22 protein-coding genes and 1 tRNA gene are annotated in these 23912 nt (G+C 43.8%); 2 read left to right on the top strand and 21 right to left on the bottom strand.

Features of this window, described 5'->3' with window-relative positions; all coding sequences use genetic code 11:
• Nucleotides 1–2: 2 nt before the first annotated feature.
• Nucleotides 3–2084: a beta-galactosidase gene (locus J2W55_RS24720; protein ID WP_310102844.1), complete on the top strand. Its 2082-nt coding sequence runs from the start codon at nucleotides 3–5 to the stop codon at nucleotides 2082–2084.
• Between the two features lie 123 nt (nucleotides 2085–2207).
• Here J2W55_RS24720 and arsB read toward each other — a convergent pair whose 3' ends face one another.
• The 19 genes from arsB to J2W55_RS24810 form a co-directional block, all read right to left on the bottom strand.
• On the bottom strand, nucleotides 2208–3272 hold the full coding sequence (arsB, locus tag J2W55_RS24725; RefSeq protein ID WP_310102847.1) for an ACR3 family arsenite efflux transporter: 1065 nt from the start codon (nucleotides 3270–3272) through the stop codon (nucleotides 2208–2210).
• Between the two features lie 44 nt (nucleotides 3273–3316).
• The gene (locus tag J2W55_RS24730) at nucleotides 3317–3646 is read right to left on the bottom strand and encodes an ArsR/SmtB family transcription factor (protein ID WP_310102850.1); all 330 of its coding nucleotides are present in this window, start codon (nucleotides 3644–3646) and stop codon (nucleotides 3317–3319) included.
• Between the two features lie 46 nt (nucleotides 3647–3692).
• Nucleotides 3693–4106: an arsenate reductase ArsC gene (locus J2W55_RS24735; protein WP_310102853.1), complete on the bottom strand. Its 414-nt coding sequence runs from the start codon at nucleotides 4104–4106 to the stop codon at nucleotides 3693–3695.
• A 74-nt stretch (nucleotides 4107–4180) separates the two neighbouring features.
• Nucleotides 4181–4609 (bottom strand): arsenic resistance N-acetyltransferase ArsN2, encoded by a 429-nt coding sequence (gene arsN2 / locus J2W55_RS24740; protein WP_310102856.1) that lies wholly within the window; start codon nucleotides 4607–4609, stop codon nucleotides 4181–4183.
• A 10-nt stretch (nucleotides 4610–4619) separates the two neighbouring features.
• The gene (locus tag J2W55_RS24745) at nucleotides 4620–5183 is read right to left on the bottom strand and encodes a DUF6428 family protein (RefSeq protein ID WP_310102859.1); all 564 of its coding nucleotides are present in this window, start codon (nucleotides 5181–5183) and stop codon (nucleotides 4620–4622) included.
• 176 nt (nucleotides 5184–5359) lie between these two features.
• Complete coding sequence (locus tag J2W55_RS24750) at nucleotides 5360–7069, bottom strand: HAMP domain-containing sensor histidine kinase (RefSeq protein WP_310102862.1); 1710 nt, start codon at nucleotides 7067–7069, stop codon at nucleotides 5360–5362.
• Nucleotide 7070: 1 nt separating this feature from the next.
• Nucleotides 7071–8201 carry a sensor protein KdpD gene (locus J2W55_RS24755; RefSeq protein WP_310102864.1) on the bottom strand — a complete coding sequence of 377 codons (1131 nt, stop codon included), beginning with the start codon at nucleotides 8199–8201 and terminating at the stop codon, nucleotides 7071–7073.
• Nucleotides 8202–8372: 171 nt separating this feature from the next.
• The gene (locus tag J2W55_RS24760; protein ID WP_310102867.1) at nucleotides 8373–9410 is read right to left on the bottom strand and encodes an outer membrane beta-barrel protein; all 1038 of its coding nucleotides are present in this window, start codon (nucleotides 9408–9410) and stop codon (nucleotides 8373–8375) included.
• 11 nt (nucleotides 9411–9421) lie between these two features.
• Entirely contained in the window at nucleotides 9422–9988 is a 567-nt protein-coding gene (locus J2W55_RS24765) for a K(+)-transporting ATPase subunit C (protein ID WP_310102869.1), read from the bottom strand.
• Nucleotides 9989–10102: 114 nt separating this feature from the next.
• A complete protein-coding gene (gene kdpB / locus J2W55_RS24770; RefSeq protein WP_310102872.1) occupies nucleotides 10103–12133 on the bottom strand; it encodes a potassium-transporting ATPase subunit KdpB in 2031 nt (676 codons plus the stop codon).
• Nucleotides 12134–12153: 20 nt separating this feature from the next.
• Complete coding sequence (gene kdpA / locus J2W55_RS24775) at nucleotides 12154–13869, bottom strand: potassium-transporting ATPase subunit KdpA (protein WP_310102877.1); 1716 nt, start codon at nucleotides 13867–13869, stop codon at nucleotides 12154–12156.
• A 10-nt stretch (nucleotides 13870–13879) separates the two neighbouring features.
• Nucleotides 13880–13957: a K(+)-transporting ATPase subunit F gene (gene kdpF, locus J2W55_RS25840; RefSeq protein WP_374726384.1), complete on the bottom strand. Its 78-nt coding sequence runs from the start codon at nucleotides 13955–13957 to the stop codon at nucleotides 13880–13882.
• A 363-nt stretch (nucleotides 13958–14320) separates the two neighbouring features.
• Nucleotides 14321–15181 (bottom strand): hypothetical protein, encoded by an 861-nt coding sequence (locus J2W55_RS24780; RefSeq protein WP_310102879.1) that lies wholly within the window; start codon nucleotides 15179–15181, stop codon nucleotides 14321–14323.
• 333 nt (nucleotides 15182–15514) lie between these two features.
• On the bottom strand, nucleotides 15515–16864 hold the full coding sequence (locus tag J2W55_RS24785; protein WP_310102881.1) for a sigma-54-dependent transcriptional regulator: 1350 nt from the start codon (nucleotides 16862–16864) through the stop codon (nucleotides 15515–15517).
• A gap of 92 nt (nucleotides 16865–16956) precedes the next feature.
• Nucleotides 16957–17160: a YqaE/Pmp3 family membrane protein gene (locus tag J2W55_RS24790; protein WP_310102883.1), complete on the bottom strand. Its 204-nt coding sequence runs from the start codon at nucleotides 17158–17160 to the stop codon at nucleotides 16957–16959.
• 77 nt (nucleotides 17161–17237) lie between these two features.
• Entirely contained in the window at nucleotides 17238–17777 is a 540-nt protein-coding gene (locus J2W55_RS24795) for an acyl-CoA thioesterase (RefSeq protein ID WP_310103044.1), read from the bottom strand.
• A gap of 196 nt (nucleotides 17778–17973) precedes the next feature.
• Complete coding sequence (locus tag J2W55_RS24800; RefSeq protein WP_310102887.1) at nucleotides 17974–19230, bottom strand: type IX secretion system plug protein; 1257 nt, start codon at nucleotides 19228–19230, stop codon at nucleotides 17974–17976.
• Nucleotides 19231–19303: 73 nt separating this feature from the next.
• Nucleotides 19304–21226, bottom strand: coding sequence for a ribosomal protection-like ABC-F family protein (abc-f, locus tag J2W55_RS24805; protein ID WP_310102888.1), 1923 nt, complete (start codon nucleotides 21224–21226; stop codon nucleotides 19304–19306).
• A 198-nt stretch (nucleotides 21227–21424) separates the two neighbouring features.
• Nucleotides 21425–22195 (bottom strand): SGNH/GDSL hydrolase family protein, encoded by a 771-nt coding sequence (locus J2W55_RS24810; protein WP_310102891.1) that lies wholly within the window; start codon nucleotides 22193–22195, stop codon nucleotides 21425–21427.
• 172 nt (nucleotides 22196–22367) lie between these two features.
• On the opposite strand from J2W55_RS24810, the gene J2W55_RS24815 reads away from it, so the two are divergent.
• Nucleotides 22368–23411, top strand: a complete 1044-nt coding sequence (locus J2W55_RS24815; protein ID WP_310102894.1) for a quinone-dependent dihydroorotate dehydrogenase — start codon at nucleotides 22368–22370, stop codon at nucleotides 23409–23411.
• A 186-nt stretch (nucleotides 23412–23597) separates the two neighbouring features.
• Here the strand turns inward: J2W55_RS24815 and J2W55_RS24820 are convergent, their stop codons facing one another.
• Together J2W55_RS24820 and J2W55_RS24825 are read right to left on the bottom strand one after the other, a co-directional pair.
• A complete protein-coding gene (locus tag J2W55_RS24820) occupies nucleotides 23598–23774 on the bottom strand; it encodes a spore protein (protein WP_310102897.1) in 177 nt (58 codons plus the stop codon).
• A 32-nt stretch (nucleotides 23775–23806) separates the two neighbouring features.
• Nucleotides 23807–23877, bottom strand: a tRNA-Cys gene (locus J2W55_RS24825).
• Between the last annotated feature and the right edge of the window lie 35 nt (nucleotides 23878–23912).

Below are 23912 nucleotides of genomic sequence, written 5' to 3' on the forward strand. Positions count from 1 at the left end.
CTATGAAGAAGATTTATATATTGTTATTGGTACAATTATTTTTTAGTGGCTACCTGTTTGCCCAATATCCTAAAATGGACAAGCTATTGTACGGCGTGGCATATTATGATGAATATATGCCCTATGAAAGGCTGGACAAAGACGTGCAGATGATGAAGGATTGCGGGATAAATGTAGTGCGCATTGCGGAATCGACCTGGAGCACAGTTGAGCCACAGGACGGAGTATTTGATTTTTCCCACATTGACCGGGTGCTGAGCGCGATGCACAAAGGTGGCATCAGCGTGATCATTGGTACACCAACTTATGCCGTACCTACCTGGATGGTGAAGAAACATCCCGAAATACTGGCCATTACCCCATCTGGCCAAAACCAATATGGCATGCGCCAAAACATGGATATCACCAATACCAATTACCGGTTTTATGCCAACCGGGTGATCAGGAAAATGATGGAGCACGTAAAAGATAACCCTGCTGTTATTGGGTACCAGGTTGATAATGAAACCAAATCATACGGCACCTCCGGGCCAAACGTGCAGGCCCTGTTTGTGAAATACATGCAGGCCAAATATAAAACGCTTGATAACATCAACAAGATATTTGGGCTTGATTACTGGAGCAACCGTATCAACAACTGGAACGATTTTCCGTCAATGAACGGCACCATTAATGCCAGCCTGGCATCGGAGTTTGCTAAATTTCAACGGCAACTGGTTACAGATTACCTTGCTTGGCAAGTCGCTATTGTGCGCGAATATAAACGGCCCGACCAGTTCATTACCCACAACTTTGATTTTGAATGGCGGGGCTATTCCTTTGGCATACAGCCCGATGTTGACCATTTTGCAGCTGCAAAAGCGCTGGATATTGCGGGTGTTGATATTTATCACCCCAGCCAGGATAAGCTAACCGGTGCCGAAATTTCCTTTGGCGGCGATGTTACCCGGTCAATGAAAGGCAACAGGAACTACCTGGTGATGGAAACCGAAGCTCAGGGCTTTCCGCAATGGACACCCTATCCCGGTCAGCTCCGGTTACAGGCTTTCAGCCATTTGGCTTCGGGTGCAAATATGGTTGAGTACTGGCCCTGGCATTCCATCCACAACTCGGCCGAAACTTACTGGAAAGGTTTGCTGAGCCATGATTTTGAACCAAACCCGGTTTACAACGAGGCAAAAACCATTGGCAAGGACTTTGCCAGACTGAGCCCGCAGCTCATTAACCTTAAAAAGAAAAGTGATGTAGCCATATTGTTCAGCAACGAGGCCCTGAGCGGCTTTAAAGCCTTTGGTTTTGGCTGGGGTGTGCGCACCGGCTATAATGAAGTGCTGCGCCAGTTTTATGATGGCCTTTACCACATGAACGTAAACTGTGATTTTGTTGACCCCACCAGCCAAAACATTGAAAATTATAAAGTGCTGATAGTGCCGCTGCTGTACGCCGCGCCCGATAGTTTGTTACAGCGCTTAAACCGCTTTGTAAAAAACGGCGGCCATATCATTTATACCCTTAAAAGCGGCTTTAGCGACGAGAACGTAAAAGTGCGTACCAGCCACCAGCCCGGAATTATTGATGAAGCCTGCGGAATTTACTATAACCAGTTCACCGTGCCCGAAAATGTGGGTTTAAAAGGTGATGATTTTAATTTAAAACCTGAGGATAAGAAAATAAATATCTGGATGGAACTGATCACCCCGACAACAGCCAAAGTGCTGGCCTATTACGATCACCCGGTTTGGGGCAAATACGCGGCCATTACCGAGAACAGTTATGGTAAGGGCCTGGCAACCTATATAGGTTGCCTTCCCACCAGCGCGGTAACCGATAAGATACTGGCCGACGCGATTAAAAAAGCCGGACTATGGGGAGCTGATCAGGAGATTGCTTTTCCGGTCATCACCAAATCTGGCGTTAACAAAAGCGGAAAAACGGTGCATTATTATTTCAATTATTCAGGCAATGAAACTACTATAAGCTACCCTTATGCCAATGGCAAGGAGCTATTATCGGGCAATAGCATAGCTGCAAAATCATCCCTGCAACTGGCCCCCTGGGGTATGAAAATTATTGAGGTGAATTGATCATACAATTATGCCGAACTTGTTTCTGCATCCCATGGGCAAAGTGTACCACCTGAGGTATGTTTTTTTTGTGGGATGCTCAAATAAGTTTACCATGGTAGTTGCTGATAAATAAGGCACAAATTAACGGGATGCATAATACTTTTTCCTCAACCAAAAGGTCACATTAACTAAACCTATTAAGGCGGGCACTTCAACCAGGGGGCCAATCACCCCGGCAAAGGCCTGGCCGCTATTGATACCAAACACCCCAATGGATACCGCTATAGCCAGTTCAAAATTATTACCTGCGGCGGTAAAAGAAAGCGCCGCGTTTTGAGCGTAGTCGGCACCGAGCCATTTGCCGGCCATAAAGGTAACCAGGAACATGATGGCAAAATAAATAACCAGCGGAATAGCTATCCTGATCACATCCAAAGGTATCTCCACAATTAAATCGCCTTTAAGACTAAACATAACCAGGATAGTAAATAACAAGGCAATAAGGGTTACCGGACTTATTTTAGGGATGAAATGGTTAGTATACCATATATCGCCCTTTATTTTTCGCAATATATAACGGGTTAAAAAACCGGCAAAAAAAGGTATACCCAAATAAATAAGCACACTTTGCGCTATTTGCCCTATACTGATGTTTACCTGTAACCCAGTGAGGCCAAAATATGGCGGCAACACGGTAACAAATATCCAGGCGAACAAACTGTAAAAAAGCACCTGGAAAATACTGTTAAAAGCCACCAGTCCGGCCGCATATTCGCGATTACCATCCGCCAGTTCATTCCATACAATCACCATGGCTATACAGCGCGCCAGGCCAATCATGATCAACCCGACCATATAGGCGGGATGATGCCGTAAAAAAATAACCGACAGTAAAAACATGAGTACCGGGCCGATAAGCCAGTTCATGACCAATGACAGGGAGAGTATTTTCACATTGCTGAATACGCGCCCCAACTCCTCAAACCTTACTTTGGCAAAAGGTGGGTACATCATTAACATTAAACCTATGGCTATAGGCACATTGGTAGTACCTGATTGAAATGAATTGATGACGTTTTTGACCGACGGGATGAAATAACCCGCCGCTACACCTGCCCCCATGGCCATAAAGATCCACAAGGTAAGATACCTGTCTAAAAACGACAGTTTTTTGCGTTGGACGGGATTACAATTGTTAGCGCTCATGTATTTTTATATTGCAATAAAACAATAATATGGATCAAAAAAAATCAGCAGCAGTTTTCGGGAAAGTTTACCGGCACAAAAAAAGCGTTTAACTTATCGGCATATTGTTTCCATTTCACCTGGTCAATGCAGTAGTTCATGGATGTGCCTTCAATGGTACCTTTGATCAGGCCGGCTTCTTTTAGTTCGCGCAGGTGCTGTGAAATAGTAGGCTGCGCCAGGCCAAGTACCTCAACCAAATCACCACCAATACAGGCATTAGCCTTTATTAAATGCTCAATAATGGCAATACGCGCCGGATGCGCCAACGCCTTCAGCATTTTGGCCAGCTCATTTTGAGCTTCGGTAAAGTTTTCTGTTTTAGTTAAACCCATTGCAAGCAATATTACGATTAAAGCAGCTAACAATCAATTTTTGATTTTACACATACCGCTTTACAAAATCGGCGGTGTATGCTTTGATCATCTCCCGAACCCTTTTAAACTCGTCCATAACTTCCTGCTCCGTTCCTGTAGCTTTAGCCGGATCGGGAAAGTTTTGGTGAAAACGCTGAGCTTTTGACGGAAAATACGGGCAGTTTTCTTTTGCATTATCACAAACGGTAATTATGTGATCAAAAGAAATATCCGTGTATTCATCCACATTATTGGAAGTATGATGGCTTATATCAATACCATCATCGGCCATGATTTTTACCGCTTTGGGATTTACCCCATGAATCTCGACCCCAGCGCTGTATACCTGTGCCTTATCACCTGCAAATTGTTGCAGATAGCCGTGTGCTATCTGGCTGCGGCAGCTGTTGCCTGTACATAGTACCAATATTTTTTTCATCAGTGTAATTTGTGGATGCTATTTATCATGAGTAATTATTCGTTGCTTTTTGTGTACAGCTGCTCATGATGGTCTTAAATCAATTCTTTTTTCATTACGATGGCCGAAACAGGGCATACATGGCTAAACTCCGTAGATGCCTGCACCGGAACCGGTACATCCTCACGAATGATTTTTTCATAGCCTTTCCGGTTAAAATACCCAAATGCCGTTTCTGTAAGCAGGTAAACGGCTTTTAAATTGTTTTGCCCTGCAAAATCCTCCACTTTTGCCACCAACCGGCCAGCTATACCCTGGTTCTGGTACCCGGGCAAAACCACCAGTGAACGCAGCAGGCCATAATTTCCGTATATTTCCAAGCCTGCAACGCCAATCACTTCATCATGTTCAATTGCTACAAAAAAACTATCAAGCGATACCGGCAGATCCTGGGCCGGCAGCTTTGCCGAATCAAGCAGTTTAATAACGCTTTCACGGTGTTCATTAGCTCCTGTTATCAGCATACTTTATTTATTAACAACAGCCTGAGCCCGGGGTGCAGCATTCGGCCGATACCACTAAATTCTTTAATTCCGTTTTAGGTTTTGTAATGGCAGGCGCACAGCATTCTTCGCCGGTAGCGGTGGTGCCGCAGCTGCCTCCTCTTTCAATGGCTTTACATTGTACCGAGTCGGGGCGCAGGTCAACCACCAGGTTATCCCCATCGGCTGTAATTTTACCGGGGAACATCTGCCGGGTGTCAAACCCCGAATTTCCAAACTCAATTTTAACCGTAGCCAGTGGATTTAATGGCAATGTTTTTTCAACCAGCTCAATAATAGACAGGGCTTTTCCTACTTTCATTGCCCGCTCCTGCTGGTGTGTAGCGGGTTCCCATAACTGAACTATAATTTCGGTCCAGCTGTTCATTTTGCCGCCGCAATCAACCGACACAATGGGGGCCTGTTTAATTTCGGTAATGTGGTATGAGGTATCAACCCATTTGTTTTCGGCATATTGAAACTGCAGATCAAGGGTTGGATGCACCAGCAACTGCTCTTTAAATGACATCCAGTTTATTGCTTCCTGATTATTCATAACGATTAATTGTATATTGCAATATTACGATTAATATTTAAAGTGCAAAATTTTTAAATAAAAATCGTTGTCAGCGTAGCATAACGCTCACGAATTAAATATGCATTTTGCGCTGCTCACAATTACTTTGTCGTTTCCCCCGCAATGACCTGGTTAAGCTCGTCAATATGTAGTATCTAACTCTCTCTTTTAAGTGTAAAGGCAAATCTGCTGCCCGCGCCCAGTTCGCTGTCTACGCTTATTTTTCCGGATTGCGCTTCTATAAAATCCTTGGCTATGGCCAGGCCCAGGCCTGTGCCGCTTTGTTCGGCAGTTGCATTTGGCACCTTAAAATAGCGTTCAAACAGGCGCGAAAGGTATTGTTCTTCAATGCCTTTGCCATGATCCTGTACCGAAAACTCGATTTCGTCGCTATGGTATTTTTTAACAACCAGTTCCACTACCGATTTTTCGTGGCTGTATTTGATAGCGTTTGATAATAAATTGATGAGCACCCAGGTAGTTTTATCCAGGTCGGCATGTACATAAGGCAGGCTTTCATCGCATTGTACATTTATTGCAACCTGTTTCTGATCGGCCGTAAACTTGATGGCCTTCACCGCATAATCCACAATATTCCTGGGGTGTGTGCTGCCAAAGTTAAGCTGCAGCTTGCCGGTTTCAACCTGGGCCATATCCAGCAGCTCGCCGGTTATTTGCAGCAGTCGGCGGGCGTCGTCGTCAATATTTTCCAGCAGCTGCCTTTGCTCGGAGTTCACACTGCCTATGCGGGCATCTTCAAGCAATTTCAGGCTCATTTTTATAGAAGATATAGGCGTTTTAAGCTCATGCGATATGGTAGCTATAAAATTGGTTTTAGCTTCATCCAGTTGTTGAAACTCAGTTATATTTTTCAGGATGATCACCTTGCCTATCACCTTCCCCTTGCTGGTTACAGATAACGACTCGCGCGAGTAAAAACTTTCGCGGTTATCAGCAAATATTTTCAGCTTGGGTTGATCGGTTACCAGCAGGTTGCGCAGCAAATCATTCTCCATGGCTATATCAGGCGCGTACTGGCCGTTAAGCTGCTCGGCACTCATGCCAATCAGCGAGCAAGCTACCTCATTGGCAAATATGATAAACAGCTTTTCGTCAAGCCCAACAATAGCATCATGCATGGTATTGATGATGGTTTCTATCCGCTGTTTCTCAAACAGGATGCTGGCCAGGTTGCTGTTCTCAAACTCATCAAGCTTTTTGGTCATTACGTTAAACGCCCGCCCCAGCTCGCCAAACTCGTCGTTTGATTTAAAATCAATTTGCTGGTGATAGTTACGGTTGGATATTTCCCTGATCTTACCCGTTAGCTCTTTAAGCGGATTGGCTATATAGCCCGGAAAATTTACCGCGAAACTAAAGGCAACCAAAAACAAAAACGCACCGCAAAAAGCAACCAATATAGTGGCCCGGTTTGCAGTACCTTTGGCAACCTCATTTTTATGATCAATAGCGGCCATATTAAGCTGCATGATGCTGTAAATCAATTGTCTTGCCTGCGCATGCAGCCCGGCTTGCTGATCTGCAACCTGGTGCAGTTTAATTTTTTCATAAACAGCACTTAAGGAATCGGTTAGCCTTCCCTCGCCTGGTTCGGTGATGTTATGTTTTTGCCGGTTAAGGTTATCGTCGATAACCTGCATTTGTGCCTTATTTAACGGCCCGCTGCCGGCGTCAATTGCCGACAGCATTTTTTGGCCGTATTGCAGCGTTTTATAGTTGTTTTTTAAAATACCCCCGGCATCAGCCGAAAGGCGGTTTAAAAAGTATATTGATAATCCACAGCAGATGAAGGCCAATACAAACAAAAAGCCAATGCCGGTACGGAGTTTATTTTTAATGGTCATGTTATGATAGTATTACAAGGTCAATATCAGTTTCCGACATTTTATTTAATAATTGGGTAAAAACTGCTGTTTTCATGATCAGCTGGTAAAACTTAAACCGCGGTTTGCCTATGCAAATGGTAGTGATATCATATTTTTCGGCGGTTTCCCAAATACATTTGGCTATCTGGTCGCCTTTTACTTTTAACACCTGGCCGCCCAGCTGTGTAGCCAGTTTCATATTATTAATAAGATGGCGCTGCGATGCCAGGTTTATTTTATCGCCGCTTTCCTTTGATGTTTGCACATACAACACAAACCATTTTGACCGGTAATAGGAAGCCAGCCGTGCAGTTTTGCGTATAATTATTTTTGCCGACGAATCATTTGTGCTGATGCAGGCCAAAAAAAGTTCGGGCCGCAGTTTAATGCTCTTGGGTATCTCGGTATCTATTTTACGTTCCACCTGGTTGGCCACCTCGCGCAATGCCAGTTCACGCAGCTGCAATATCCTTTCAGACTGAAAAAAATTATTTAACGCCAAAGGAACCTTTTTTTCATCATATATTTTACCCTCCTTTAAACGATCAATCAGTTCATCGGCCGTAAGGTCAATGTTCACTACTTCGTCGGCCATCTGCAAAACCTTATCAGGTATGCGCTCGTTAATAGCAGTTCCGGTTATGCGCTGCACCTCCTCGTTCAGGCTTTCCATATGCTGAATGTTTACCGCGCTGATCACATTAATGCCGGCGTTCAGTATCTCCATTACATCCTGCCAGCGTTTTTCATTATTGCTGCCTTCTATATTGGTATGTGCAAGCTCATCTACTATAACCACCTCGGGGCGCAGACTGATGATGGCTTTAAGATCCATCTCTTCCAGTTCCTTGCCTTTGTAAAACAATTTACGACGGGGTATTACCGGCAAGCCTTCCAGTTGGGCCAGTGTTTCCTTGCGGTTATGGGTTTCAATATACCCTATCTTAACATCAATACCATTACGCAACAGGGCCTGGGCTTCAAGCAACATCCGATAGGTTTTACCAACGCCCGCGCTCATGCCTATGTACACCTTGAATTTACCTCTTCTTGACCGCTTTATCAGCTCCAGAAAATGCTCAACCGACCGCTCTTTATTTTCTTCGCTCATGATGTTTTGAATTGTATTTCAAATTCATTTGCTATCTATTTATATAAATGTATTAAAACTAATAAAAGGAGATCCTGAAAATCCCCTTTTATCATATGGATGCTTATCAAACCAAAATTATAATTAACAACCAAAAACTAATTATAAAACCATCCATACTTATCTTTCCTGTTAAAACGCATATACAGCCGCTATAACAAACTGTGAAGCATTTTTTGAAGGCTCGCCCGAGCTCTTGGTAAACGCTTCGGCCGAGTTGTTATCTAACCTGAACTCAGGGATCAATGACAGCGGACCAGCCTTGATGTTGGCGGTAAATGTTACCGCCGTTACATGCTCGCCAGGTGTTGGGCCTGCCAGCACAAAGTCGCCGCTCTTGGTTTTAAAATACTCACCCCTTAAGCCCAGGGTCACATCTTTTGATACGGCCAGCTGAGGGTACAGCGCCACGCCGGTAAACCCGCCCTTGGTGCCATTGGTAGCTTTGTAATCAGCAGCGTTCAGTCCCAGTTTAAACGCGTCGGTGATCTGGTAAGCGGTGGTCAGGTCAAACTCGGTACCCGCTGTTCCGCCGGTTATCACGTTCAGGTATGCTGTCCAGCCTTTTACCGGGGCTATCATCAGCTGGGCGCCAAAGTTATTTAAGCCTGTATTGGCCTTATACGCATTCCACTGGTCGTTAAAGATCCCCGCCATCAGGCTTACCTTGTCTGAGAAGGTATAGGTGGCTTTAAAACCGGCGTTCTGGAACGGGCCATTGGTGAACAGGTACGAGGTAGAGTAGTTAAAGTTACCTACCGGGCTTATCACTTCATAACCAATAAAGGTTGCCATGTAACCACCGGTCAGCACAAACTTATCGGTCACATCGTATGACATGTACAGGTTCTGGATATGGAACGAATCGCCGTTATCACCCGCGTTAGGGATTGATTGCGACTGCCCTCTGGGACCAAACGACAGCTCGCCTACAAAGGCTGCTTTGCCCACCTTTTTCTTCAGCCCAAGGTCTACCATACCTATCGACATGGAGTTATGGTCCGTTGCAAAGCTGGTGGGTATATTGGCGTGCTTGGAAAAGTCATATTTATAGTACGCGTCAACAGATCCCGTTATTACCAACGGTGGGTCTGTTTTGGTACTGTCCTGGGCTTTAACTGTCAGGCTGGTTATCAATAATATAGCAGATATTATTATTAAGGTTTTCATTACGTCCTGGTCTATTTTTTTAATTCATCAAGTGCCACATTCAGTTTAAGCACATTTACCTTAGCCGGGCCAAATACACCCAGTAAGGGTTTTTCGGTATGTTCATTAACCAGTTGGGTTAACAGATCTGCCGGCAAGCCGCGGGTTTTGGCTATACGGGCCACTTGTACCTGTGCGCCAGCAGGCGAAAGATCAGGATCCAGGCCACTGCCCGACGCGGTAACCAATTCAGCCGGGATCTGCGCGCGCGTTACACCCGGGTTATGTTTTAAAAAATCCTCGATACGCCCCTCTACCTGCTTCAGGTATTCCGGATTTGACGGACCTTTGTTTGAACCGCCTGATCCGGCAGCATTATAATCAATTGCTGATGGACGACCCCAGAAGTACTCGTCTTTGGTAAACTTTTGACCAATGAGCGCATAGCCAATCGTGCGGCCTTTATATTTTATGGTTTCACCATCGCCACGTCCGGGAGTTAATTTACCTACGCCAGCAACAGCCAACGGATATATGCCTGCGGTTATTACGATCAAAATGAGCGTTAACTTTAATGAGGGCAACAAATATGTTTTCATTTTTATATATTTTAAATGTGAGATATTAGATTCGAGACATGAGATTTGAGATATGAGATTTGAAATTCATGATTTTGCTTTTGTCTCAAATCTCAATACTCATATCTATCATATCTATATGAATAAGCCTACTGCAAGGTCAATCAGTTTAATGCCGACAAACGGGATAAGCACACCACCGAGGCCGTAAATCAACAGGTCACGGCGCAAAAGGGCGCTGGCGCCTATTGGTTTATACTCCACCCCTTTTAATGCCAGCGGAATAAGCAGGGGTATAACAATGGCATTAAATATAACTGCCGATAATATGGCCGATTCCGGGCTGTGCAGAGCCATAATGTTTAGGGCCCTTAACGAGGGTATAGACACCATAAACAAAGCCGGAACAATGGCAAAGTACTTGGCAACATCATTGGCTATTGAAAACGTGGTGAGTGTACCACGGGTCATCAGCAGTTGTTTACCAATCTCCACGATCTCAATCAGCTTGGTGGGATCATTATCAAGGTCAACCATGTTACCTGCTTCTTTAGCAGCCTGCGTACCGCTGTTCATAGCTACGCCAACATCAGCCTGGGCAAGGGCGGGCGCATCGTTGGTACCGTCGCCCATCATGGCTACCAGCTTGCCGCCCTGTTGTTCTTTTTTTATGTAGTTCATTTTATCCTCAGGCTTAGCCTCGGCAATAAAGTCATCTACACCGGCCTTTTCGGCAATAAATTTGGCAGTCAGCGGGTTATCACCGGTAACCATTACTGTTTTAACACCCATTTTGCGCAGGCGTTCAAAACGCTCGGCGATACCGGTTTTAATAATATCCTGCAGTTCAATAACACCCATTATCACTTCGTTTTGTGATACTACCAATGGTGTACCACCGTTGGACGAGATCTTTTTTACATTATCCTCAACCTCGGCAGGGAATGGATGACCAGCTTTGAGCGCTATATTGCGGATAGAGTCAAACGCGCCTTTGCGTATCCTTAAACCATCAGGGGTATCTAACCCGCTTGAACGGGTTTCGGCAGTGAATTTGATAAATGTGGCACCTTTAGGGGCAACCACTTTAGGTACGCTTTTATCCTCAGCAGCCAGCTCAACTATTGATTTACCTTCGGGGGTTTCATCAGCCAACGAACTTAAGGTACAGGCCGCGATAAAATTTTCGCGCGAAACGCCTGCAGCCGGGTAAAAATTGGTTGCTTTACGGTTGCCTATAGTAATGGTGCCGGTTTTATCCAGCAGTAAAGTATCAAGGTCGCCGGCGGTTTCAACAGCCTTGCCCGATTTGGTGATCACATTGGCGCGCAAAGCCCTGTCCATCCCGGCAATGCCAATGGCTGATAGCAAGCCACCAATAGTAGTTGGTATAAGACATACAAACAGCGATATAAAAGCCGCTATGGTAATAGGCGTGTTAGCATAATCGCCAAAGGGTTTCAGGGTAACGCAAACAATAACAAATATGAGGGTAAAGCCTGCCAGCAAAATAGTTAAAGCTATTTCATTTGGCGTTTTCTGGCGTGAAGCGCCCTCTACAAGGGCTATCATTTTATCCAGGAAGCTTTCGCCCGGTTGGGTGGTTACCATTACCTTGATCCTGTCGGACAATACTTTGGTGCCGCCGGTCACTGATGATTTATCACCGCCAGCCTCACGGATTACCGGGGCCGATTCACCTGTAATGGCCGATTCGTCAATGGTTGCTATACCTTCAATGATCTCTCCGTCGGTAGGGATGTTATCTCCGGTTTCGCAGATAAATACATCGCCTTTTTTTAAGTGGGACGACATTACCATTTGCTCTTTGCCGTTAACCAGCAAACGGGCAGGTGTTTCTTCGCGGGTTTTGCGCAGGCTTTCGGCCTGGGCCTTGCCGCGGGCCTCGGCAATAGCTTCGGCAAAATTGGCAAACAATACGGTTAACAATAACACGATGAACACCGTAAAGTTATAGGTAAAACTGCCTTGGCCTTTGTTGGCAAAGGAGTATACGCTTACAATAAGCATCACAAACGTGCCTATCTCCACAGTGAACATCACCGGGTTACGAAACAGGATGCGCGGGTTTAGTTTGATGAACGACTGCTTAAAAGCATCTTTCATCTGATCGCCCTGAAATAATGTATTTTGATTTGAGTTCATGATTTATTTTTATAAGCCGCTTATTTCAATGAAAAATGTTCGGCAATTGGGCCTAATGCTAATGACGGGAAGAATGACAACGCGGCAATGATCATGATCACCGCAAAGATCATCACCCCAAAAGTGGATGTATCGCTCTTTAATGTACCGGCAGATTCAGGGATATACTTTTTATTGGCTAACAACCCGGCAATGGCCAGCGGACCAATAATTGGCAGGAACCTGCCCAGTATCATCACAATACCTGTAGTGACATTCCAGAATATGTTACCATCGCCCAGGCCTTCAAACCCCGAGCCGTTATTGGCAGCTGCCGAGGTATACTCATACAGCATTTCAGAAAACCCGTGGTTGCCCGGGTTATTTAACCATGCCGATGGTTTTACAGCCCAATCAGCGCCGGGCATATGTACCAGTACGTATGATGATATGGCTAAACCAACTAATATGATAAAAGGGTGCAACAAGGCTATCAGCGATGCTATTTTCATTTCGCGTGCCTCTATTTTTCGTCCGAAAAATTCAGGTGTACGACCTACCATCAGCCCTGATATAAATACCGCAATGATGATGAAAATGTAAAAATTAAGTATGCCTACACCGCAGCCCCCGTAAAAGCAGTTAACCATCATACCCAGCAACATCATGGTGCCTGATACAGGCATAGCGCTGTCATGCATGGAGTTTACTGATCCGGTTGATATAATAGTAGTAACAATGCTCCAATAAGCCGAACTGGCCGGACCAAACCGCACTTCCTTACCCTCCATAGCGCCGGTTGGCTGGCTGATACCCATTTTGGCAATGGCCGGGTTACCGTGTAATTCGGCATTCATGGTTGGTATAAGCAGCATCAGCATCCCCAGTGTCATTACTCCGAATATAACATAAGCAAGTTTTTTCTTATTAAGATAAAACCCCAGCGCGAACACCAATGCTATAGGAATCAATACCTGTGCTACCAGCTCGGTAGTGTTGGTTAAATAGTTGGGATTTTCAATGGGATGCGCGGAGTTAGCGCCAAACCAGCCGCCGCCGTTGGTACCCAGATGTTTAATGGCTACCAGCGCCGCAGCCGGGCCACGCGATACTTGAACGGTATCGCCCTGCATGCTGATAAAAGTATCTTTACCGGCATAGCTGGTTGTCATGCCGTTAAAGGCCAGGATAACCGCTATTACAAAGGATACAGGCAATAATATACGGGTAATGGTTTTTACAAAATAATCCCAGAAATTGCCCAGCTTATCCGTTACCTTATCTTTTAACGCCCTGAACAATACCACAAGTGCTGCAATACCTGTAGCTGCGGAAACAAAATGCAGGAACATAAACACAAAATGCTGCGTAAAATAAGTAGCGCCGCTTTCGCCTGAGTAATGTTGCAGGTTACAGTTTACCAAAAAGCTGATAGCGGTATTAAAAGCGGTATCGGCCGATTGACCGGCGTTGCCATCAGGGTTAAGCGGCAAATGGCCCTGGGCCATCAAACAAACAAAGGCATACAGCAGCCATACGCTATTTATAGTTAGCAGGGCATACAAATGTTGTTTCCAGCTCATTTCTTTTCTGGTATCAATACCGCTAAAACGAAAAATGAACCGTTCAAGCGGGGCCATAAAGTCAAGCCATGTTTTTTCGCCTTTAAAAACACGGGCTATATAACGCCCCAAGGGTATAGCCAGTGCAAGCGTAAGCAGGTAGGTAAATACTACACCTGTAATTTCAGAGTTCATGGTTTTATAATTAAAATTTTTCGGGTTTAAGCAGCACATACACCATGTATATGAACACGGCTACGGCCACAATGAATAATGCGATCATGGTGATTAAATTTTTTCGAAATAATTAACTGATTTGAAAAAGAGCCAGAAGATGGCTATGAAGGCCACCACGTAAATAACAACTTGTAAAACGTCCATTGTATTAAGTTTTTACAGGGGTTTTACCAAGCGGATGCCAGAAAAATAAAAATCCGATTAAAACGCTGTAAAACAGCTATTTAATCGGATTTAAAAAAATAAAAATAGATTTATAATTAAAATAAGTCTATCATTTTGATAGGTGGTTATCAAAGCGGGAATCGCAGGCAGGTTAACTCACTCAATTCCGGGTCCCTTTCGGGAGATCCTGGGCAGACTTAAAGCCCTTTCACTGCTTACGGTAAGCCGATCTTAATTTAAAACATTAAATGGTAGTTGCCTTGCCGGTAAGCAGATCCATATTATAATTATAGGTTTTGTTTTTGATTATAATACTAACTTGATGGTTGCCTAAAAACTTCATAGTACCGGTATAATACCATTTGATGTTATTGACATCTCCTATGGCTCCAAAAGTTGCCGTCCCTCGTGTCATATCTCCTTTTTTTGTTAAATCAACAACTACGTCAGTTAAAGTATAATATGCATGAACGGATGACGACATTACTGTTTTTTTGGTTGCTGTAGTATCAATAAATGACTTTATACTTCCGTTAACAGAAATGAGTTTATTAGTGCTTCCGTTTATAGTAAGGTTTTTGTTCAAAGAATCCAAAACCTTTACCTCATAAAAAGCCTTGACATTATAAACAAACGCACCCCGCGGAGCTAAACCTATTGTTGCCAAAGAGTCATAAGCAGCATAACCATTTAGGAATGAAAAAGTAACATACCCGTTTACTCTTGGTCCTTTTACGGTATCGCAACCGAAGTAAAACTTAAAAAGTCCACTGGCTTGAGATTTAATGGTATCTCCCACATTGGTACTATAATTAACAATACTATCCGGGACAAAAGTACAAAGATCAAACAGACCGTTCACAGATACCTTTGAATTGGACCGGGTTGTAAACTCTGGTAAAATTAGTCCTTTGCTGATATTAACACCGCCATAAGTTCCGGATAATGTTTGCGCTAAATTCTGTGCTATTTGGCCGGCTATAGCACCCATTGTATCAACAACAGGTATGGGTACAGGAACAGCTTTGTTCTCTTTTTTACATGCTGCATAAAAGAGTACCACCCCTGTTAATATCACAAGGAGGACTTTGAATTTTGGATTCATGATAAGGAAAGGTTTCGAAATTATTGAGTAAAAGTGTTTAATTAATAATGCTGCTTTAAGTTATTTAAAATATTGTTCTCAATGAGCTAAATCTATATTAAAAATATATGATTTAGGGTAAAATTACGCAAATTTAAATACTGTCATAATATAATATTTCTGTAATTCTCGGGGTACCCTTCAGGTGACCCTGCGCGAACTTAAGACGCCCCCTCTAAATCTCCTCAAAAAGGGGAGACTTAAAAGTACTTTTAAGTTCTCTCGTTTGGAGAGGGTTGGGTGGGACTTCCCCGCAATAACACGTGGAGAATACGTTTGATTGGGTGTGTTTAATCACTCCAACCCATATTCTTTCAGTTTACGGTAAAGCGTGGCTACACCAATATTTAAAAGGTGGGCAGCTTCGGCACGATTGCCGCGGGTGTGGTTCAATACGCGCTGAATATGCAGTTTTTCAACAGACGAGAGATCAAATGCCGATATAGGCGCCCCTGCTTTTACCTGTTGCTGCTGAATTTCATAAGGCAGCAGGCTTTCGTCAAGTATATTGCTATCGGCCAGTATTACGGCTCGTTCAATAATATTTTTTAGTTCGCGGATGTTACCGGGCCAGCTATAAGCTTCCAGCTTATTAACAAACTCGTTGCTGAGCTCATTTATCTGTTTTTTAACTTTTAGGGCAAAGTGCTGCATAAAATACTCTGCCAGCAGTTTAATATCCTTTTTACGTTCGCGCAGGGCGGGCAATGTGATCTGAAAAACGGATAAACGGTAAAACAGGTCTGACCGGAACTGTCCGTCATTTATTTCATTTTGCAGGTTACGGTTGGTTGCAGCCAGTATGCGTACATTAACCTGTGTAGGTTTAGTATCGCCGATTTTAAGAAATTGTTGTGATTCTAACACCCGCAACAGCTTGGCCTGCAGGTCATGGTCAAGCTCGCCTATTTCATCTAAAAATATGGTGCCGCCATTGGCTTCTTCAAACAGGCCTTTTTTGTCTTTAAGCGCGCCGGTAAATGAACCGGCCTTATGGCCAAACAGTTCGCTCTCCAGCAACTCTTTAGTAAACGCACTGCAGTTTACCGCCACAAATGATTTTGAACTGCGATTACTGGCCTGGTGAATGGCCTCTGCAAAAATTTCCTTACCCGTACCAGTTTCGCCTAACAGCAAAACTGTAGTATCGGTTAACGCTACTTTTTGAGCCAGTTTAATAACATCGCTGATGGCGTTTGATTTACCGATAAGCCTGTCAAAACCAAATTTATCATTCAGTTTGTTTTGCAGCTCTATAACGGTTTGCTGCAGCAGGGCCTTATCCATAGCCTTACTTACCAGCGGGATGATCTTTTCGTTGTCATCTCCTTTGGTAATATAATCAAATGCGCCTGCTTTGATGGCCTTTACCCCATCGTTGATGGTGCCATAGGCAGTTAACACAATAATTTCGGTAGCAGGGTAGTTTTTCTTGATGGTTTCTGATAAGGTGATGCCGTCGATATCCGGGAGCTTAACATCGCTCAATACAACCTGGATGCTTTCCTGCTGCAGTTTGCGCAAACCCTCTTTGGCATTTGCGGCCGTGAGCACTTCGTGCCCCTCTAATTGCAGGATGCGGGCCAGCAGATTACGCAGGCGATCTTCGTCGTCAATAATTAATAGCTTACCTTTTTGCGTCATAACCGCAGCAAATATGGTAAATTTTGATCGTTGATTTTAATGGTGATGCTGATTTCGTTGATTACATTCCATAACTGCCGGGCGTACCGGTTTTACCAGGCCCTTGCCCTGCGGGTGGCCCGCATTAATTGGCGGTGCCTTTTGGCCTCATAATAATCATTGGTTACCAGTATGGAATGAATAACGCCCGGGATCCAGAAAAATAAGGTTAAAAATATATTCAATATAAATGCCCCTATCCTGCCGGTGGTTAATATGGCCAGTGGCGGCAGTAAAAAACATAAAAAGTATCTCATGGTTGTTGAATTTAAATCAGCTGATACAACGTATCATATTAATTAGACCATCAAATTACCTTTTTGTTACTGTACCATCAATCCCCCAGATCTAACGGAAGCTGGCTGCCCATAAAAAGAGCCTTCAGTTCGGTAGCATCATCGGGTTTCATCTTACCACTCAGGATGAGGCGTAATTGCCGGCGGCGCAGCGCCCCTTCAAACAGCGCGATCTCCTCGTCGGTTTCAGGCAATAATGCCGGTACCAGAGTTTTTTGCCCGTCGGCGTCAAGGGCCACAAAGGTATAATAAGCTTCGTTGCTTTTTACTTTAGTTCCCGAGGGTATGTTTTGTGCCCATACATCCATTCTAACCTCAACCGAGGTAGTGAACGCGCGGGTAACTTTAGCTTCAATACTGATCACATCGCCCAGTTTAATCGGCGATTGGAAAGATACATTGTCAACCGAAGCGGTAACCACAATACGATTGCAATGTTTTTGTGCCGATATGGCGGCGGCAATATCCATCCAGTGCAGCAAACGCCCACCCATCAGGTTATTTAATGTATTGGTATCATTGGGTAATACCAATTCGTTCATGATGGTGTATGATTCTTTGGGCGATTTTCCTGTCATTTTGGGCGATTTTTGTGCAAAGATAAGCATTTTGGGCACATGCAGGTGGCTCAGCCGCGCTGCACCAGCGGCACAAATAGAATAGTTGTTGATTGGGTTTAAAATCCTTGCAAAGCTGAAACTCTTCACCTTCTTTGCGGCCAACCTGCAGAGAGCGGCGGTCAGCGAAGCAACCATAAGGATGGATACCCTCTTGTTACTTCTTTACCGAATTCAACTCCCTGAAACCTACCAGTTCGTCCCAGCGGGCAGCGGGCGGGCGGTAGTAAACAAGTATCTGATAGTCGTTCTCGGTTTCAAAATGACTGCCTTCCAGCGGTACGTCGTCGGCCTTGTTGGTTTTATTATCCACCCAAACATATTCGTAATCATAAACACCTTGCTTTAAAAACAGACTGGCATGGTATTTTCCGTCGTCGCCCAAGGTAAGTTTGCTTTGGTCATCCAGCCTATAATCATTAAAGCTGCCAATTATATAAGGACTACCGGTTGATCCGGGGGTGCTCCCTGCCAAACTGAAATACATATGCGCATAATCGGCATCGGTACGCGGATCCCGGCCGTCCTGGTTAAGCACAAAGAATTTACCGTTATTGTCATACAGCAAAATATAATCAGGGCTGTTGCGTACCGGGTCGGCCAGCAGGATCACGTTATTAGCCGTGTCTTTAATAATACGGGCTATATGCTGCGAATTAAGCTTTAATGTACGGGTATCAAACAGCCTGAACTCGTTTCGCCCGGGAAAATCATTAATAGCAATATCATTATAGATCAAAGCCGATCCGCGGACATAGGTAGGTTGAGTATTTAAAATACCGGTTTCGGTACGGGCATTCTGCATCACAAAGGCGCGCACATCTGCTGATGGGTTTTGCACAGGCAAACCTGTGTAATCAATGGTAAAATTTATTTTTTGGTTGGTTTGCCTGCTTTGCGTATTGGGCGACGCAACTACATCGGCAGCAATTGATACTCTTTTTCCCAGCACATAAAAACGGCGGGTAAGCACCAGTTTTGTTTGGTCGCCATCCTCATACACCTTTAGTACATAATTGCCTGAAATTTTGGGGGCGATGTTATTGTTGGGCAGTTTTATTTGGTAATGCGTGTATTTTTGAAAAGTACCCGATGAGTAGCTATAATCATACAGGCGGTCGTCCTGAAAACTTTGCAGGTATTCGGCTGTCGACAGGCTTGATGAGTTCCAGCGGGTGTCGCAATGTTCAATGGTATAATAATAATTACGGCTGCCACCGCGCAAGTCGTCAAAACCTAAAAGCACTTTTTCGTCACTACCTAAAGCAATAACCGGAAATGAGCCCTGCTTTTGGGTATTATAAAACTCCACGCTTTTTATAGCGGAGTTATAAACGTTGTTATTGTAAGGGGTTTGTGCTAAGCTTTGTTGGGTGATGAAGGTAAAAATGAGTAAATAAAAAAGCTTTTTCATTTTAAATAACTAATTAATTCCTTCATCGCCAAAGCAGGTTATTGCTCATAGCCTCGCAATAACTTGTTTTTTCTTACGCCTCCAGCTCCAATATCTGCTCAGCAAGTGCTTCCCACTTTTGCTGAATTTGTTTCAGCTCGGTTTGTTTCTGGCTGTATGCCGTATTGGTTTCTTTTAGCTTTGCGCTGTCAGTATAAATTTTATCGTCGGCCAGTTGGGTTTCCAGTTGTTTTATGTTTTTTTCAAGACCAGCAATTTGCTCTTCCATTTTTGCCAGGTCCTGATTTAGTTTTTTTAACTGCTGGTGTTTATTTTCGCCTTGCTGCTGTTTAACCGGTTCTGGCTTTTTCTCTTCCTTTTTTGGCTGAGGGGCGGGTATAGCCGCTTTAGACTCCAACTTGCGTTTTGATACCCATTCGTCATACTCTGCATAAGTGCCCGGATAAATTTTTATCTTCTGATCCTCAATAAACCAGATCTTGTTGGCTACGTTGTCCAGGAAATACCTATCATGCGATACCACGATAAAAGTACCTTCATACTGCTCCAGGGCCTGGATCAGGATATTTACCGATTGCATATCCAGGTGGTTGGTAGGCTCATCCAGTATCAGGAAATTAGCATCGGCTGTAAGCGCCTTGGCCAGGGCCACGCGTGATTTTTCGCCTCCTGATAGTACCTTGATCTTTTTAAATACATCGTCGCCAGTAAATAAAAACGAACCCAATATGGTACGCAGTTCGGTATCTGTATGTTTAGGGGCAAACGTCTGTAACTCCTGTAGTATCTGGTTTTCCAGATGTAATGATTCCAACTGGTGCTGGGCAAAAAATGTAGTGCTTACATTATGCCCGGTAGTAACCTTGCCTTCAAAGTCTTTATCGGCCGAAGCAATGATACGTAACAAGGTTGATTTACCCTTACCGTTAGCACCTATCAAAGCTATTTTATCACCTTTTTCAATTACTGCTTCGGTATGGTCAAGTATATCAATAGCTGGATATTTTTTTGTAATATCCTCTAAAGTTACCACATGCCTGCCTGATTGTTTGGAGAAACGGAAAGCGAAGTTAACCGTTGGGTTATCATCATCCACATCATCAACACGTTCCAGCTTATCAAGCATTTTAATGCGCGATTGCGCCATTTTTGCTTTGGATGCCTTGGCGCGGAAACGCTCGATCAAACGTTCTTCCTGTTTTATTTTTGATTGCTGGTTTTTGAATTCGCCACGCTGAATTTCTTCACGCAGCGCTTTTTCTTCCAGGTAAAAAGTGTAGTTGCCTGCATAAACAGTAAGCTTGCCCTTGCGCGATTCTACCGTACGGTTGATCACCTTGTCCAGGAACCACCTGTCATGCGATACGATGATAATAGCACCATTAAAAGCTTTCAAATAATCTTCCAGCCATTGTATTGACGGTAAATCGAGGTGGTTGGTAGGCTCATCCAGTAATAAAATATCAGGTGCCTGCAATAATATCTTGGCAAGCATAACCCGCATGCGCCATCCTCCCGAAAAGGTGCTCAATTTGCGCTGGCAATCATCATCACTGAAACCTAAACCCGCTAATATTTCGCGGGCTTTATATTCAATATTATAACCGTCAAGCAGTTCAAACTCATGTTGTTTGTCGCTAAGCTTGTGCAAAAGATCTTCGGTATAATCGGTTTCCAGCTTTTTAAGCAAGTTTTCTATCTCGTCATGCAGTTGGTTCTGGCGCTCAAAAGCCTCCATAGCCACATGCACAATAGTTTTATCTGATGAGTACGACAGCAAATCCTGGTTAAGGTAACCCATGGTGAGGTCCTTAGCCATTGATATGGTGCCCGATGTAGGTTTATAGTCGCCTACAATAATTTTTAAGAGGGTTGTTTTCCCAGTTCCATTGGCACCTATTAAACCAATTTTTTCACCGGGTTTTATATGCCAGTTGGCTTCATCGTAAAGGGCCCGCGCACCAATCTCAAACGTAAGGTTATTTATAGCAATCATTTGCGCGCAAAGATACGTTTTTGGAGCGAAATGATAAAGGAGCAAAGAGCATGGACAAAAGAATGGAGAGAAATAGAAAATAATATCGAATAACGAATTTAGAGTGATAAATAGTGAAGGTTATTCATACTGTTTTTATATTCCAGTATTTCAAATTCATTATTCGATATTAAAAGTGTTTTAGCCTTTTGCCACAAACTACCCCACCACGGCCTTAAGCCAGGTTTGAGCCATCAGGGCTTCGCCAGCAACACTCGGGTGTACGCCGTCAAGACTCCAGTAAGGTGCCGGGGCCAATGCTAAAGCTTTGTCAAAAGCTGCCTGGTAAGGTACAAATATAGCCCCAAATTCTGTGGCGATATCACGGGCCGCTTTACCAAACTGCGGGAAAGTTGGGTACCATTTATCATCAACCGCTTTAACGTCTTTTGATGCAAATGGCTCGCAGATTACCAGTTTAACATCGGGCAGGGCCGCTTTTGTACGGGTAAGCAGCTTTTTATAATCGGCAATGTAGGTTTCAATAGTGCCTTTATAACCACTGCTCAGGGTATGCCAAAAATCATTTACTCCTATGTGGATGCTCAATATGTTTGGTTTTAAAGCCAGGCAGTCATCATCCCAGCGGTCGGCCAGTTGAAAAACCTTATTACCGCTTATGCCTTTGTTGTATATTTTAAGGTCTTTATCAGGATGATCAAGCAGTAGCTTTGACGCGGTGATCAAAGCATAACCAGAACCTAAGGTACTGGTAGTATTGGGCTCCGTTTTGTTACGGTCGCGGCCCCAGTCGGTTATGGAATCGCCCTGGAACAATATCACGTCACCGGTGTTGAATCTCAACCTGGGGGCATTTTTTTCGGCAGCAAGGGCTGCTGATACAATTTGAGGAATTCCAACAGCGGCCAGCGTTCCTACCGATGCTGTTTTAATAAAATTACGACGGGAAGGTTTAAATCTATTTAACATTATACAGGTTTATAATTTATAGAAACGGAATTGTCGAATTTACATTTTTAATTTATTTTTTTAAATTTTGTTGACCTTTGTATCATCAATTGTACAATTGGTACAACAGGTACTTCAATAAATTCCTAAATTTCTGGTTTACATACATTAAGTAATGTGCTAACTTCGCGGCATGTATTTTTTATTAAAACCCATCCTCTTCCAGTTCGATCCTGAAAAAGTACATTATTTTGTAACCCGTAACCTCAAACGCTTTAATCGTTTTCCGGGCGGCGCTGCGTTGAGCAGGGCTATTTGGGACGTAAATGATCCGCGATTGCAAAAAGAAGTTTTCGGGCTGCAATTTAAAAACCCGGTGGGGCTGGCTGCCGGTTTTGATAAAAATGCAGAACTGATGGGCGAAATGGCCAACATCGGCTTTGGTTTTGTGGAGATCGGTACGGTAACTCCCCTGCCCCAGCCCGGCAATCCCAAACCACGCATGTTCCGCTTACCTCAGGACGGGGCGCTTATTAATCGCATGGGCTTTAATAACCTTGGCGTTGATGTTGCAGCAGCGCGTATAGCCGCTTTCCGCAAAAATGCAAAGGGGGCGCAAAAAGACCTGATCATAGGGGGCAATATTGGTAAAAACAAAGTTACGCCCAATGAAGATGCCGTTAACGATTATATCAAATGTTTTGACCGCCTGTTTGACGTGGTTGATTATTTTGTTGTGAATGTAAGTTCGCCTAATACACCGGGGTTGCGCGCCCTGCAGGAGAAAGAACCTTTAATGCACATTTTGAATACGCTGCAGCAACGAAATTCAAAAAGTGGCATCAATAGGCCCATCTTGCTAAAAATAGCGCCCGACCTTACCGATTCGCAACTTGACGACATTGTTGACATTGTACAGCAAACCGGCATTGCAGGCATTATTGCCACAAATACAACCATTAGCCGTGAAAATTTGACCACGTCCGAAAATTTAAAAAATGAAACAGGTGGCCTCAGCGGCAAACCGCTTACCAAACGCTCTACCGAAGTAATCAGCTATCTGCACAAAAAGTCGAACGGCTCATTCCCTATCATTGGTGTGGGTGGCATACATTCGGCTGATGACGCTATAGAAAAACTGAAGGCCGGTGCGGCATTGGTGCAATTGTATACCGGCTTTATTTATGAAGGGCCGGGATTGATAGGCAGGATCAATAAGCGGATATTATCTGAATAGTTTTTGTCTGAACGGGAATTAAACAGATCAAGGAACCCTCTGGGTTTATAGATATCAAGAAAATCTTTAACCCCCAAAATTTCGGTTCAGAGAAATTTATCACATAAAAAAATCCTGCCGGTTTCTTAAACCAGCAGGATTTATAAGATCATTTTGAGTGCATAAGCGCTCAAAAACAGAAAAAATTTATTTTGCTGCGATAGCTTTGTCTAAAGCTGCATTGTTTTTTGCTATCTGGCTGTGTTTTGATTCAGCAGAACGGCTTCCGTACTCCAGGTTGGTAGCCAGTTTCAAAAACTGTACTTCTAAACGTGAGGTAGTTTTGTTTTTTCTATCTTTTCTTTTTAAACGAGTAACGCCCATGGTGTTGATATTTTTAATTTTTTAAACCCTTGAGGTCGGGAGCGGATTCGAACCGCTGTAAAAGGTTTTGCAGACCTCTGCCTAGCCACTCGGCCACCCGACCATTTTTTAAGGACTGCAAAAATAGTAATTTATTTA

Origin of the sequence: Mucilaginibacter pocheonensis (assembly GCF_031456535.1) — a bacterium.
Taxonomy (GTDB): domain Bacteria; phylum Bacteroidota; class Bacteroidia; order Sphingobacteriales; family Sphingobacteriaceae; genus Mucilaginibacter; species Mucilaginibacter pocheonensis.